Below are 13,118 nucleotides of genomic sequence, written 5' to 3' on the forward strand. Positions count from 1 at the left end.
ACCTTTTTGATTCGTTTCTGGGTTTATTTTGCAGTCAAAAAGCTTGGGACTGGAGCCAATATGACCCCAGCCCAGCTTTTTTCAGCAGAAGCTTTGGTTGTTGGTTTTTCTTTGGTTACTGGGTGTTTGAAATTGACTTTTATAGGCTGGCCATAACTGATGATTTGATCAAATAGCCTGAGTAATTTATTGATAGAAATCAGGGGGGAAGCTATCAAGGCCGAGAAATTCCCCACCAAAAGCTCCCTCTTCTTTTGGCTTTTATTTTCATCGGCCGAGATTAGCTCGCCTGATTTTAATTTGTAATTATTGATTTTGGGGCATTTGAAAAGAGAATTATACTCCAAGTGAAATTTAATCTTCGATTCATAAATTTCCCCGGAATGCTCCATTGGGTCACATGAACAGCCATTGTCCAATAAACCCCGAATTGCTGCTGTTTTGACCTTAAAAAGGTCAAAACCCAATAGGGAATTTTGAAAGGTTAATGCTGTATTACGTAAAATTACGGTCATTTACTGTAGTTTTGAAAACCCAATAGGTCCAGATTTCAGGGAATGGATTCCTTTGTTGTTAAAAGGTGAATGGAGCATAGGAAAAACATGGTTGAACGCTATTCCTCTTACTTTTTCATGTCTATCCTATGCCCATAATCCTGAAGGGTTAGATTTCGCACTTCCCTGTTTGTAACCGCTAATATATGAAATGATTTTCAATAATAAGTAAAAATACGTAATTAAATTTACGTAGTTTTTAATAGATTACGTAATCGAACGGGTTTTTAGGGGTGGGTTTTAGGCGGTAATTTTCTTTTTTTTGCCAAAAGGATCAAAATTAGTTTTAATTTTAACCAGGCTCAAAATATTGAAATGGGTATGATGAAAAATGTTTTAAAATTTTTGGAAGAATTGGCTGAAAACAATTCAAAGGAGTGGATGGATGCTCATAGGGATTGGTACCAAAATGCAAGGAGTGAATTTTTAGAGCTGGTTGAGGCTTTATTAATAGAAATGGTAAAATTAGAGCCTGGTCTTGAACCTTTAAAGGCAAAGGATTGTGTTTTTCGGCAAAACCGGGATATTAGATTTTCTTCCAATAAAGCCCCTTATAAAATTAATATGGCAGCTTTATTTGCGGTAGAAGGGAAAAAATCAAACATGCCGGGGTATTATCTGCATATTCAGCCCGGGGAAAGTTTTTTGGCCGGGGGGATTTGGATGCCCCCACCAGAGGTTTTGAAAAAAATCAGGCAGGAAATTGACTATTCGGGAGAAGAAATGCTAAGGATAATAAATGAGCCCAGTATCCATAAGCGGTTTGGGGAAATACAGGGTGAACGGCTTAAAACTTCACCCAGAGATTATAATGCTGATCATCCTTATATTGATTTGCTCAGGTTGAAAAGCTTTATTTTTACCCATACTTTAAGTGATAAGGATATAACCTCTCAAGGTTTAATAGGGAAAATCATCGATGATTTCATGCTATTGAAGCCTTTTCAGGATTTTTTGGTCAAGGCCGTGGAGGATGTGGAAACCGGGGAAGGGTTATTATAGGCAATATTTCTCAATCATTTGAGCCACTCCGTCTTCGGTGTTTTTGGCTGTGATTTCCTTTGCTGCTGCTTTTACTTCATCTCTTGCATTACCCACAGCAATGCCCAGACCAACGGATTGGAGCATGTCGATATCGTTGTAATTATCCCCAAATGCCATCACTTCGTCAAGGGAAATGTCAAACTTTTTGCTTAAAAGGAGCTCTAAGGCACTTGCCTTTGAAATCGCTTTGGGGGCAATTTCGATATAAGTATCCTTTGAGCGATAGAGGTGGAGGTCTTCTTGATTGGTTTTTGATAAGGAGTTGAATAAATGATCAATTTCCTCAGCAGGCCCCATGCACATTACTTTATGGGGACTAGCGTTTCGGGATGTCCAGTCCTGCTTAACCGCTTCCCAGCGTTTAATAGTCGGGGTTACTTTGGTGCTGGTAATTTCCCTTTGAGTCCAATGGTCATCCTGAGGGGCATACCATTCATCTTCGTGGTAAAGACTAATATGAATCGAGGAACCCTCAGCCAATTGGCTGATTTGACTGCAGATGTCAATGGGGATTTTTACGGTGTCCAGGATTTCAGCCCCATTTGAATCAAAATGAAGAATATAACCGCCATTGTAACAGATTAATGGATTATCCAGCCTTTGCATGTCCTCCTGCAAATGCCTCATGGCACTTGGCATTCTGGAAGAAGCAAGTATGAAAGGGAAGTCAGCGGGGAGATTTTTGATGGCATTGAGGGTTCTGTCAGAAAGTTCCCTGTTCTTGTTCAATAAGGTGCCGTCGATGTCCGTACAAATGGCTTTGATGTTCATAGTTTTAATGGGGTCTTGAAAAGAAAGGAGGTCCAAAGGTACTAATTCCAATGATCCCTACAAAAAGGACAGCTAACATGAAAAACAAAACATACAGAATAAGGCAAGCTTTTGCATAGTTAGACTTACTCTCGGGGATGGTCTTATCCAATGCCCAAACCACCAAAAAAATAAATCCGATGATGGGTATGGAGGTAACAATGATCGTGATTACCCAGTCTCCTATGGAAACACTTTTTAGTTGTGGTTGATAGGGTGCGTTGAATTGATTCATGAAAATTGGGTTATTAGGTTGTATTTTAAGAGGGATTGTTTCGAGCTATTTGTTGATTATTCTTCAACTAATGAGGGGACTTCAAACTTGTACTGGCTTTTGTAAATGATTTTTTCTGATTGAGAGTTTCCTGTTTTGATGATAAAAACTATTATCTCATCATAGTCTTCAGTATCGGAGCCCAGGATAAAAGCTTTTGCACATTGCCTGGCAATATTGGCCTCATTTTCGTATAAAGATGGTAATTTTCCATTGTATAATTTTAGATTAATGGTGCTTACCCCATGGGCTAGGTCTTTATTTATATTTGCTTCCACTCTGCCGAACTGGCCTATTGAACGGGCATCTTCTACCCCTTTAAATGTGCTGGAAAAATAAGAGACAATTTGAAAAACCTTTTCGGGATTACAACTGCAGGAGGAAATTACCCCAGTAATCAATATCAGAGTTATTAGACATGATGATCTGAATTTTTTCATACAAAGAAGTTTACTGTCCATTTAAGAATGGATTTAATAAGAGTAATGTCATTTGGGGTTTGAAAATAACTTAATCAAAAAAAATGATTGAGAAATCATACTTAATTCACCTAAAATAGAGAGGATTAATAAGATATGGAAAATATTTTGAGGTTTTTGAAAAATTAATGATCCCAGTTCGATTTAGGAAAACATCCCTCCTCATTCGCTGAAGGCGGAGGGGGAACCTGCCTCAGTAGGATGCCAAGCCCTTTTAATAATATTTCATAATGGCAAATGTGCAGCCTGATAGGACAAAGGCTATAGCGGTCTTATCTACAAAATTTTAATACTAAGGTCAATCCAAAAAGTGTCTTCAAAAAATGGCAACTTAAAAAATAAGGTTTAATGGGTTCTGATTGGATAGAATTTGAATTGATGAGTAACTGCTTTATAACTAGGGTTTTGAGGGGGTGAGTTAAAGGGCTAAAATTGGAAAGAAAGATTTGTTTTTTGTTGATTTTATGAAATTAAGGCCTATGTCTTAAATTAATGGACAAGCTTTTATAAATTCGTTTATAAATTTTAAAATGACTTTTCTTAAATCATCTGAAATAAAAAGTTTTCTACTGGGGCAATATTTTGCTGATGGGGTAAAAATCACCCTAGGGGTGCTATTGCCTGCCTTGGTTTTTTCATTTTTCGATGAATTCAAAACCGGCCTTATTATTTCTTTAGGGGCATTTTTTGTCAGTATTTCGGATACTTCAGGCCCTATTTCTCACAGAAGGGCAGGGATGTTGGTGGCCTGTGTAAGCGTCTTTGTCAGTGCCCTGGTTACGGGATTTGCCAATGAAAATACCATAATTCTGGGAGTTGTTATTGCTTTTTTCTGTTTTGTCTTTGCCATGTATACTTCCTACGGAAACCGGGCGGCTTCCGTGGGGACTGCAGCTTTATTGGCAATGGCCATTTCAATTGACCAGCATAAAACATCCGGGGATAATTGGTGGTACGCGCTCTGTGTTTTAGCAGGAGGGGTTTGGTATACGGCATTAAGTCTTTCCCTAATGGAAATTCGTCCATTTAGGGTGGCCCAGCAGGCTCTAGGGGAATGTATCCTGCATATAGCTCATTATATCCGGTTGAAGGGGAATTTCTTTCTGGAAAAAGTGGAGGTGCCTTCCAACTTTCAAAAATTATCTAAACAGCAGGTTAAGGTAAATGAACATCAGCAAAACGTAAGGGAAATGCTTTTTAAGGCACGGGTAAAGGTTGGTGAATCCGTCCGGTCCGGAAGGGTATTGATAATGGTTTTCGTAGATTCTCTTGATATTTTTGAGCAATCTATGTCCGTTCATTATGATTATAATGAGTTAAGAAGAATGTATGGCCTTTATAAGGTGCTTGATCATTTTGGTCAGGCCATAATTATGGTTGCTGATGAAATGTCAAACCTTGGGCATGCCCTGAATAATAACGAAGAACCCAAAAGAAAATATCCAATAAGCAAAACCCTCAAAGGACTCAAAGAGGAAATTGATACCTTGGCACAAAAGGGGGAGAGGGTGTTGATGCTGAGAAAAATTTATGTCAATCTAAAAAGTATCAGCAAGAGGGTTAACAATATGTTCCATATTTTTCAGCAGGAGGAGGTGGTCTTCCTTTCCAGGGATAAGGAGGAAAGTCTTCCCAAATTTGTTTCCCATCAGGATTTTGACCCTAAGGTGTTGAAAAATAATTTCACCTTCCAATCATCAGTCCTTCGCCATGCCCTTAGGTTATCTTTGACCTGTTTGGTGGGCTATTTGATTTCTCTTCAACTTACATTGGGGCAACATTCCTATTGGGTGGTCCTAACAATTGTGGTCATTCTAAGACCAGGCTTTAGTATCACCAAGAAAAGGAATATGGAGCGGATCATCGGTACCGCAATTGGAGGAACTACAGGGGTGTTGATTTTATGGTGGGTTGAAGATGTGACGGTCCGGTTTTTTATCATGGTGGTATTTATGGTGTTGGCCTATTCCTTTTGGAGGATAAGGTATGTGGTTGGGGTAGTTTTTATGACGCCATTTATTTTTATCCTCTATGGGTTCATTTACCCAGAGGCCAATTTTATGATTGCAAGGGAAAGGATTTTGGATACGTTTTTAGGATCTGGTTTGGCATTTTTGGCCAGTCATTACCTTTTTCCTATTTGGGAGTCTAGAGGAGTTCATGTATTGATGGGTAATGTCCTTAAGGCCAACCTGGAATATCTCCAACAATTAATTTGCCGATTTGATCCGGGTGCTTTTGATGAAATAGCCTACCGGCTTTCCAGGAAAAAGCTCCATTTGGAAACAGCTAATTTGGCGGCTGCCTTCCAACGCATGCTGGAAGAGCCCAAGGGTAAACAAAAAAACAAAGAAGCCATGCACCAGTTTATGGTCCTCAGTCATATGCTGGCCTCTTACCTTTCCACTTTGTCCACCAATCTGGATCGGTCTGAATTGGTGCTTTCCACCCAAGACCAAATTATTATGATCAAACGCTCCCGAAACCATCTACAGAAAGCTATTAAGAAACTTAATGGCCAAAAATTCCGTGTAAAATTTCCTGCTTTGGGAAAAGATGATCTATTAAAACCAGCAAAAGACCAAGAAGAAGACCTGCTTAGTGAACAACTTTATCTAATCCAAAAGACCTGTGCGGATTTAGAGAAAGTGAGTGGGGAGGTTTAATTGGAATGTAAGCTGATGTATTATTAATTTTATTTGAGTGGGTTAATTTAAAATTCTATTGAAAAAAAGGTTTAAGTTCCAAACTTCACCATCACGAGGGTTTACAGTCAGGGGTTGAACAGGTTAAAAACATGGCTAAAATTTAATTTTTTAAAACCATTTTCTCGCCCGTTCGTAATTATTATACTGATTTAACAGGTTAAAACCTATTATGATCATGTTTTTGATGTATAAATGGACAGAATTACAAACACATTCTCCTCCTGAATTTTTAGTTTACGGTTCTTTTATATAGAGTATAAGTCACTCTCGATTTAATATTTCTTTGTTGTAGTAATTAAAACCAGTAATTATGAAAACATCCTATTTTGATTATTACAAATTGATTTTGGAAAAGGTGCGTTTTGATAAGAGGCTGTGGGAGAAGGAGTATAAGAAAGCACTCAGATTATTAAACAAGAACGAAGCGAAAGAATTGAGGGAATGGGTAAACCAAGAGTGTTTTGCAACCAGTAATGTTTTGAATAACAATAGGTACAAACTTCCTCAAATGAGAAGACCATTAGAAGACCAAAAGCGAAGAGAACAGAAAGAAAAAGCCATCCTTTAATCCGGATGGTTTTTTTTGCTTTTAATAATCCAGTATTATGATTCTTGATCTAGAGGTCGAATGGTGATTCCCAGGAAGTATACCTGCTCAGCGAAGAACTGTACCTTATTCAATTGACCTGTGCGGATTTAGAGAGAGTGTGGTGTTGTAAATTGAGATGGTCAATTTCAAATTGAAATAATAAAAGGGATGAAGTTGCAAACTTCACCTAGCTCCTAAATTAATTTGTGGAAAAAATCTAAACCGAGTTTGTTTTAGGGGCCTTATTCTTGGTTTTGTACTCTAGGTGTAGTCTGCGACTACACCTTTCTATCTTGGGAATTTGTAATTCCACTTTCCAAAAATGAAATGGCTGCAAAACAAAAATGGCCTGTCTTTCGACAAGCCTTTTAGTGGAGAATATCGGATTCGAACCGATGACCTCTACACTGCCAGTGTAGCGCTCTAGCCAACTGAGCTAATCCCCGATGGTTGGTTTTTTAAGCCTCGTTTTTCCTGAACGAGAGCGCAAATATAGAAATTGGTTTTTTTCAATGCAAGAGAAAATCTGATTAATCAGTAGAATAATTTACTCTTGTCAGGATACTGCGTCCCAGCGTTACCTCATCGGTGTATTCCAACTCTCCTCCGATCGGAATTCCCCGGGCAATTGTGCTTACTTTGATGCCTCTTTCCTTAAGTTTTCTCGAAATAAAAAATGAAGTGGTATCTCCTTCCATAGTGGAGGGCAATGCTAAAATGACCTCTTGTACTTGTCCCTCAGTAGAAGGCTGGTCAATTCTTTGTAATAGGGAATCGATTTTTAATTCTTCCGGGCCTACTCCTTGGATAGGGGAGATCACTCCGCCCAAAACATGGTAAAGCCCATTGTACTGGGAGGTGTTTTCAATAGCCAAAACGTCAGGAATGTCTTCTACCACACATATCAAACCTTTGTCCCTGTGGACGCCTTTGCAAATGGGGCAAATGTCATCGTCGGAGATGTTATGGCATAATTTACAAAAGCGGGTTTCTGTCCTGAGCTTGGTCATGGCCTGGGTCAGGCTTTCGGTCACCATTTCAGGTTGTTTTAAAAGATGCAGGGCAAGCCTTAAAGCGGTTTTCTTGCCAATACCGGGTAACCTGCTGATCTCCTGGACCGCCTCTTCGATTAATTTTGAAGGAAAATTCAACGGAAGGTAATTTTTAGACGATGGCTGCCTGAATGCCTGCATCCAGAATGGATTGGCACATAGGCTTCAACTGGTTTTCACTGCCTTTTTTGACCGCGCATTTACCCCTGTAATGGATGATTAAAGTGCATTGTTCGGCCTGTTCCTGACTGTGTTTGCAAACCTTGATCAGAATCTTGGTGACATGCTCGAAAGTATTGACGTCGTCATTAAACACCACCAAATCATGCTCTTCCGTATCTACCAGGTTTTCCAGTAAGATCTCAATTTCCTCTTCTGCAGTATGTTCTAATGGTTGCATATTCATTTTGCAAAGTTAAAGAATAATAGACAAATTAGCACCCTTTATCTTTTAACTCCATGGATTCAAAGTTAGTAATTGTTGTTATAACGTCCTATTTTCTGTTGTTGTTCCTAATCTCCTGGTTAACAACCCGTAAAATTTCAAAAGAAACTTTTTTTTACCGGCGATCGCCAATCTCCATGGTTTTTGGTGGCTTTTGGTATGATAGGAGCATCACTATCTGGTGTGACTTTTATTTCCGTGCCAGGTGAGGTTGGAAATACCAATTTTCATTATTTCCAGGTGGTTCTGGGGTATACTTTAGGCTACCTGTTTATAGGAAAAGTACTCTTGCCACTTTACTACCGCTTAAATCTGGTGTCCATTTATACCTACATGGAAAGTCGGTTTGGTTTTTGGTCTTACAAGACCGGAGCCTTTTTCTTTTTGTTATCAAGAACATTGGGGTCTTCTATACGGGTGTTTTTGGTAGCCAGTGTCTTGCAATTGATACTATTTGACCAATGGGGGGTTCCTTTTTGGATTTCGGTACTGGTAACGGTATCCTTGATCTGGCTGTATACCCATCGCGGGGGAATCAAAACGGTTGTGTGGACTGATACTTTGCAGACTCTCTTTATGCTTTTGGCGGTGGGTACCAGCATTTATTTGATTTCCCAAGACCTAGGAATTGATGGCTTTCAGGATTTGTGGACAAAGGTAAGAGCAACGCCACAATCCAAAATTTTTAATTGGAACTGGCAGTCAAGCACCAATTTTTTCAAGCAATTTGCTTCAGGGGCTTTTATTACCATCGTAATGACGGGACTTGATCAGGATATGATGCAGAAAAACCTTACCTGCAAAAGCATTGGTGACGCTCAGAAAAATATGTTTTGGTTTACCATCATCCTGGTTGTCGTCAACCTGTTCTTCCTTATGTTGGGGACTTTACTTTATATGTATGCAAATGCAAATGCTATTGCTCTTCCAGAGCGTTCAGACGATTTGTACCCCTTATTGGCCACACAGCATTTCAGTGTTTTTGCCGGAATAGTTTTTGTCTTGGGGATAATTGCAGCCGCCTATTCCAGTGCAGACTCAGCTTTAACCGCATTGACGACCTCTTTTTGTTATGACTTTTTGGGAATCGAAAAAAAATATGATGGAGATAGGCAGTATTCGATCCGGAAAAAGGTTCACCTTTCTTTCACCGCTTTGATGTTTTTAGTGGTATTGGCATTTTGGTGGATTAATGATCAAAGTGTAATCACCGCTGTATTCATTATTGCAGGCTATACGTATGGCCCTTTATTAGGCCTGTACGCATTTGGTTTATTTACCAACTACCAAATAAAGGATAAAGTAGTGCCTTACATTTCTGTTTTGGCACCCTTAATTGCCTATATCATTAGCAAAAACTCTGAAGAATGGTTCTGGGGTTACCGTTTTGGATTTGAAATATTGATCCTAAATGGCCTGTTGATGTTTTTGGGATTGTGCTGCTTTCGGGTGAGAAAGCATAAAAGGAGAAATTATTAAATTTCCCCTTTTTCAATCATTGCATTCATTTTTTTTAACCTTTTTAACTGGTTTTCCAAGGTTTCCAAGGTGCCGTCAAGGGTGATTAGCACAGAAAGATTTTTTTCGACATTGGGTGTGGATTCCGTGGAATTATTGATGGAAGGTGCACCTTTGATCAGGTCTTGTACTTCAACCTCATACAAGGTAGAAAGTTTGATTGCGTCATCCATTTTTAGGTTTGAACGTCCTTGTTCATAACGCGAATAAGCCGTATAATCTTTTTTGCCAAGGTAATCAGCTATGTACTCCTGAGTGAACCCTCTGAGGACCCTGTATTTCCTTAGATTTTCGGCAATGTGTCTTTTTAATTCTCTTTCCATATGTAGGTGTTTTATTCAAATCGAAATACTGCTTGCAAAAAGCGTACACATTTTTCTTGATTTTTTTAATAGAACCAAAAACACGTATTTTGAGTTCGTTAAAATTACTTGATTGGTAATAAAGTCATAATTTTAGTAGGTATAATTTCATGGAATAGATGGTACTAGCTATTTAGGATGAGGGAAAATGGTGTAAAATTTTACTTTTTATAGACAAAGTTCCTCACTTGGGTCCCAGAAAATAGCCTCAAAATCCACAACTTTGTCATTAATGACCCTTACCCCTTCATTTTCTAAAAGTTTTTGCATTTTTTGGGGTGACTCAAAATGATTTTTTCCTGTTAAGAGCCCAAGTCTGTTGACTACCCTATGTGCTGGGACATTGGGAACTGTATGAGAAGCGTTCATGGCATAACCAACAGTGCGAGCCCCCGATTTGGCACCAAGGTAGGCAGCTACCGCTCCATAAGTACTTACTCTTCCCTTGGGGATCAATCGGACCACCTGATAAACCAAATTAAAGAAATTGTTTTTTTTAATTGTCACAGGCTATTTCAATAATGGTTTGGTTAATGATTCTTTTGATTTCTTTTTCCTTGTCTCTCTTGGGGCTGCTCAATAAAAATTGAAATTTAAATTTGACGCCCTCCTTTTGGATGGCCATTGTCTTTAAATTTATGGAGTTCTTATTGATATAGGTATCAAAGGAATTTAATGTTTCTCTTAATCTGGATTCAATTTGGTTGACTTCAAGGGATTTAGTGATTTTCATTTCAAACTCAAACGTGAGTTTTTTGATATTTTGTTTGGAGTGGTTAAGGATTTGAGAGGTTAATACCGAGCTGTTGGGAATCATGACAATGTCTGAGTCTTCATTGATCAAGACCATATTAAGCAAGGTGACATCAATTACTTTGCCCTGGTGGTCTCCTATTTTGACGATGTCACCCAGGGAAAGTTGATCAGAGAACATGATGATCAGGCCATTGATCATATTGGTGATGTAATCTTTCGATAATAAGGCAATAGCAGCGGCCACAATAGTAATACTGGTGAAAAACTCCAAAGGTTTGATTCCAAAAAGGAACATCATGGATATGGTTAGGATGGCTACATTCAGAATCCCTGCGATCCGGTTGATTCCAAGTACGAAATTACTTTGAAGGGGATCCTGGCCCTTTTTTCTCAGATAAAAATGGACAGAAAGAATTCTTCCCAATGAAACCAAGATATTCCCGCCCAGCATAAAGGTGAGGGCTTTTAGGAAGTTGTCAAATAATGGAAAAATAGGAAGAAGTTCGTCAAGTATTCTGTCATAACGCCAATACAGTACAAAGTAAAATAACACCTTCAGGAGGAAAATCCAGCTTTTTCTGGTTTCCTTCAGGCGGATTTTTGTTTTTTCGTTAACCATATGGATTTCGGAAATTAATCTTAATTTTAAGATTATAGTTTTTGTACCAATAGTAATCAAAAATAGCTAACATAACAATTTTAGGAATATGAATAGAAATATCATCATCACAGGTGCTGCGGGAAATTTGGGTCGATCTGTAGTGGAAAAGTTTAAAAGAGAGGGATTTAAAGTAATTGCCACCATTGCTCCGGGGAGTAGTGATGAGCTGGAGGAAGCCGATGATGTCTATGAGCTGGATGTGACAGATGAGGAAGCTGTAATAGGCTTTGCTAAAGAGTTTGCATTGCAATATGGTGAGCTAGAGGCAGTGGCCATGTTGGTAGGTGGCTTTGGTATGGGCGATCTAAACCAAACCTCGAAAGAAGATGTGGAAGGAATGTTCCAATTAAATTTTTATAGTGCTTATAATATGACAAAAGCCTTTTTACCGGTGTTTAAAAAGGCAAATAAGGGGACTTTTTTGTATGTGGGAGCACGTCCAGCCCTGCAGCCCGCCGATGGTAAATCAGTTGTGGCATACGCTTTGAGTAAAGGTTTAGTGATTAGCCTGGCAGACATCGTGGCTGAGGAAATTAAGTCCACCAACATTCGCTCCCATGTGTTTGTGCCCAGTATCATTGATACTCCTCCAAACAGGGAAGCCATGGCGGACCAGGATTTTTCCAAATGGGTAAGTCCTGTTGAGATTGCTGAAGCCATGCATTATGCTGCCACTAGTCCTTCATTAAAGAATACAACCTTTAAATTATATGGAGGTGTATGATCATAAAACCAAGATCAAAGATGAAAAAACAATTTGCAATTTTGCTGGGCTTGGCCTTGATGGTCTTCTCAGCAGGTGCTTTGGCCCAGACCAGCAAAGATTCAAGGGAGCTTTCCTCCTTCAGAGCCGTTAAAGTGGCCAATTCCATTGAAGCTGAATTGGTCAAGGGGACCAGGAACCACATCGAAATTACGGCTTCGGGAGTAGATGTGGGGGATGTAGAGACCGAGGTCAAAAAACAACAATTAATTGTGGGACTTTCACATGGAAATTTTGGCTCCAATACCGTAAAAGTGACCATTACTTATGTGGATATAGAAGAAGTGGAAGCTTTGACCGGTGCTAAAGTTTTTGTGAAAAATGTTATTGAAAATAAATCAGTAACATTAAGAGCTTATACAAATTCCTATCTGGAAGCTAAAGTCCGTGCAGCCAAGTTGGACCTTGAAACCAGTACAAACGGGAAAATTTTTATAGAGGGAAAAGCGGAGGATTTGATTTTGGAGGCTTTTACCAAATCTGAAATTAGTGGACCGGACTTGATAGTGGAAAATGCCCAGGTAAGAACCAATACTGCAGCTAATTCTACCATTACGGTGAATAATTCTATCAAAGGTTCCGCGGCAACTGCCGGAAAGGTTTGGTTTCATGGTGAACCCAAGTTGGTCGACGTGAAAAGTAACACCGGAGGGGAAATCTCCCATATGAAAAGAGCTGAAAAAGAAAGTTCCAAAGATAATTGATGCCTGGGCAATTCTGTTACAGGTATTGAAAAGTGATTTTAGAGACCTGCAGAGCTGTAAGGGGCGGCGTTGATGTTTATCAATCCCGCCTTTTTTTCTGGAACTTTATGAGATGGGATTGTTCCACTTTAGCCCTTCGCTAAAGTTTATTTCTTGTTAATTCCCCGGTTTTTTCTTTTTCGAATAGCGACGCTACCAATGATGATCAGTTCCAGAAGGATAAAAGTTAGGGTAAATATCAATTGGCTTTTGTCTGAGGAAATGGATCCTTTGAAAAGAATGAATAAAAGAAAAATGGCAATGCCTCCAATAAATCCTGCTTTAATAGTCATGCTCAAAGAAACAAAAAATGACATTTGCCCCAAAGGATTTTTTATTTTCCCTTTCTTTGCAACCTTA

General features: G+C 39.0%; 15 protein-coding genes, 1 tRNA gene and 1 pseudogene. 6 read left to right on the forward strand and 11 right to left on the reverse strand.

From position 1 onward, the window contains the following. Nucleotides 1-23: 23 nt before the first annotated feature. The gene (locus QWY93_RS10040; RefSeq protein WP_290248097.1) at nt 24-515 is read right to left on the reverse strand and encodes a hypothetical protein; all 492 of its coding nucleotides are present in this window, start codon (nt 513-515) and stop codon (nt 24-26) included. A 360-nt stretch (nt 516-875) separates the two neighbouring features. Between QWY93_RS10040 and QWY93_RS10045 the strand changes: the two genes are divergently transcribed. Continuing rightward, nucleotides 876-1,556 (forward strand): DUF2461 domain-containing protein, encoded by a 681-nt coding sequence (locus QWY93_RS10045; protein WP_290248098.1) that lies wholly within the window; start codon nt 876-878, stop codon nt 1,554-1,556. Here the strand turns inward: QWY93_RS10045 and QWY93_RS10050 are convergent. Genes QWY93_RS10050 through QWY93_RS10060 form a run of 3 tightly spaced genes read right to left on the reverse strand, consistent with a single transcriptional unit; the run spans nt 1,551 to nt 3,122 of the window. Beyond that, nucleotides 1,551-2,369 (reverse strand): Cof-type HAD-IIB family hydrolase, encoded by an 819-nt coding sequence (locus QWY93_RS10050; protein ID WP_290248099.1) that lies wholly within the window; start codon nt 2,367-2,369, stop codon nt 1,551-1,553. The two genes, QWY93_RS10045 and QWY93_RS10050, sit on opposite strands and share 6 nt — an antisense overlap. A gap of 4 nt (nt 2,370-2,373) precedes the next feature. After that, nucleotides 2,374-2,643, reverse strand: a complete 270-nt coding sequence (locus QWY93_RS10055; protein ID WP_290248100.1) for a hypothetical protein — start codon at nt 2,641-2,643, stop codon at nt 2,374-2,376. A gap of 56 nt (nt 2,644-2,699) precedes the next feature. Continuing rightward, nucleotides 2,700-3,122 carry a hypothetical protein gene (locus QWY93_RS10060; protein WP_290248101.1) on the reverse strand — a complete coding sequence of 141 codons (423 nt, stop codon included), beginning with the start codon at nt 3,120-3,122 and terminating at the stop codon, nt 2,700-2,702. 569 nt (nt 3,123-3,691) lie between these two features. Between QWY93_RS10060 and QWY93_RS10065 the strand changes: the two genes are divergently transcribed. Together QWY93_RS10065 and QWY93_RS10070 are read left to right on the forward strand one after the other, a co-directional pair. Then, complete coding sequence (locus QWY93_RS10065; RefSeq protein WP_290248102.1) at nt 3,692-5,827, forward strand: FUSC family protein; 2,136 nt, start codon at nt 3,692-3,694, stop codon at nt 5,825-5,827. 352 nt (nt 5,828-6,179) lie between these two features. Further along, nucleotides 6,180-6,437, forward strand: coding sequence for a hypothetical protein (locus QWY93_RS10070; protein WP_290248103.1), 258 nt, complete (start codon nt 6,180-6,182; stop codon nt 6,435-6,437). Between the two features lie 393 nt (nt 6,438-6,830). Here the strand turns inward: QWY93_RS10070 and QWY93_RS10075 are convergent. From QWY93_RS10075 to QWY93_RS10085, 3 genes are all read right to left on the reverse strand, one after another. Beyond that, nucleotides 6,831-6,903, reverse strand: a tRNA-Ala gene (locus QWY93_RS10075). 85 nt (nt 6,904-6,988) lie between these two features. Continuing rightward, nucleotides 6,989-7,609, reverse strand: a complete 621-nt coding sequence (recR, locus tag QWY93_RS10080; protein ID WP_290248104.1) for a recombination mediator RecR — start codon at nt 7,607-7,609, stop codon at nt 6,989-6,991. A gap of 13 nt (nt 7,610-7,622) precedes the next feature. Next, nucleotides 7,623-7,916 (reverse strand): ATP-dependent Clp protease adaptor ClpS, encoded by a 294-nt coding sequence (locus QWY93_RS10085; protein WP_290248106.1) that lies wholly within the window; start codon nt 7,914-7,916, stop codon nt 7,623-7,625. Between the two features lie 53 nt (nt 7,917-7,969). Between QWY93_RS10085 and QWY93_RS10090 the strand changes: the two are divergent. Then, nucleotides 7,970-9,434: pseudogene (locus tag QWY93_RS10090) on the forward strand (sodium:solute symporter). Here QWY93_RS10090 and QWY93_RS10095 read toward each other — a convergent pair. The 3 genes from QWY93_RS10095 to QWY93_RS10105 all read right to left on the reverse strand — a co-directional run bounded on the left by QWY93_RS10095 (nt 9,431) and on the right by QWY93_RS10105 (nt 11,210). Next, nucleotides 9,431-9,796, reverse strand: coding sequence for a helix-turn-helix domain-containing protein (locus tag QWY93_RS10095; protein WP_290248107.1), 366 nt, complete (start codon nt 9,794-9,796; stop codon nt 9,431-9,433). The pseudogene QWY93_RS10090 and the gene QWY93_RS10095 sit on opposite strands and share 4 nt — an antisense overlap. Nucleotides 9,797-10,003: 207 nt before the next feature. Next, complete coding sequence (locus tag QWY93_RS10100) at nt 10,004-10,342, reverse strand: MGMT family protein (protein WP_290248108.1); 339 nt, start codon at nt 10,340-10,342, stop codon at nt 10,004-10,006. After that, a complete protein-coding gene (locus QWY93_RS10105; RefSeq protein ID WP_290248109.1) occupies nt 10,332-11,210 on the reverse strand; it encodes a mechanosensitive ion channel family protein in 879 nt (292 codons plus the stop codon). The genes QWY93_RS10100 and QWY93_RS10105 overlap by 11 nt, the downstream gene beginning before the upstream one ends. A gap of 88 nt (nt 11,211-11,298) precedes the next feature. Here QWY93_RS10105 and QWY93_RS10110 point away from each other — a divergent pair, with 88 nt between their 5' ends. Both QWY93_RS10110 and QWY93_RS10115 read left to right on the forward strand, forming a co-directional pair. Then, nucleotides 11,299-11,976, forward strand: coding sequence for an SDR family NAD(P)-dependent oxidoreductase (locus tag QWY93_RS10110; RefSeq protein WP_290248110.1), 678 nt, complete (start codon nt 11,299-11,301; stop codon nt 11,974-11,976). A 20-nt stretch (nt 11,977-11,996) separates the two neighbouring features. Next, on the forward strand, nt 11,997-12,719 hold the full coding sequence (locus QWY93_RS10115; protein WP_290248111.1) for a head GIN domain-containing protein: 723 nt from the start codon (nt 11,997-11,999) through the stop codon (nt 12,717-12,719). A 146-nt stretch (nt 12,720-12,865) separates the two neighbouring features. Here QWY93_RS10115 and QWY93_RS10120 read toward each other — a convergent pair whose 3' ends face one another. Further along, complete coding sequence (locus QWY93_RS10120; protein WP_290248112.1) at nt 12,866-13,075, reverse strand: hypothetical protein; 210 nt, start codon at nt 13,073-13,075, stop codon at nt 12,866-12,868. Between the last annotated feature and the right edge of the window lie 43 nt (nt 13,076-13,118).

Source organism: Echinicola jeungdonensis (assembly GCF_030409905.1).
GTDB lineage: Bacteria > Bacteroidota > Bacteroidia > Cytophagales > Cyclobacteriaceae > Echinicola > Echinicola jeungdonensis.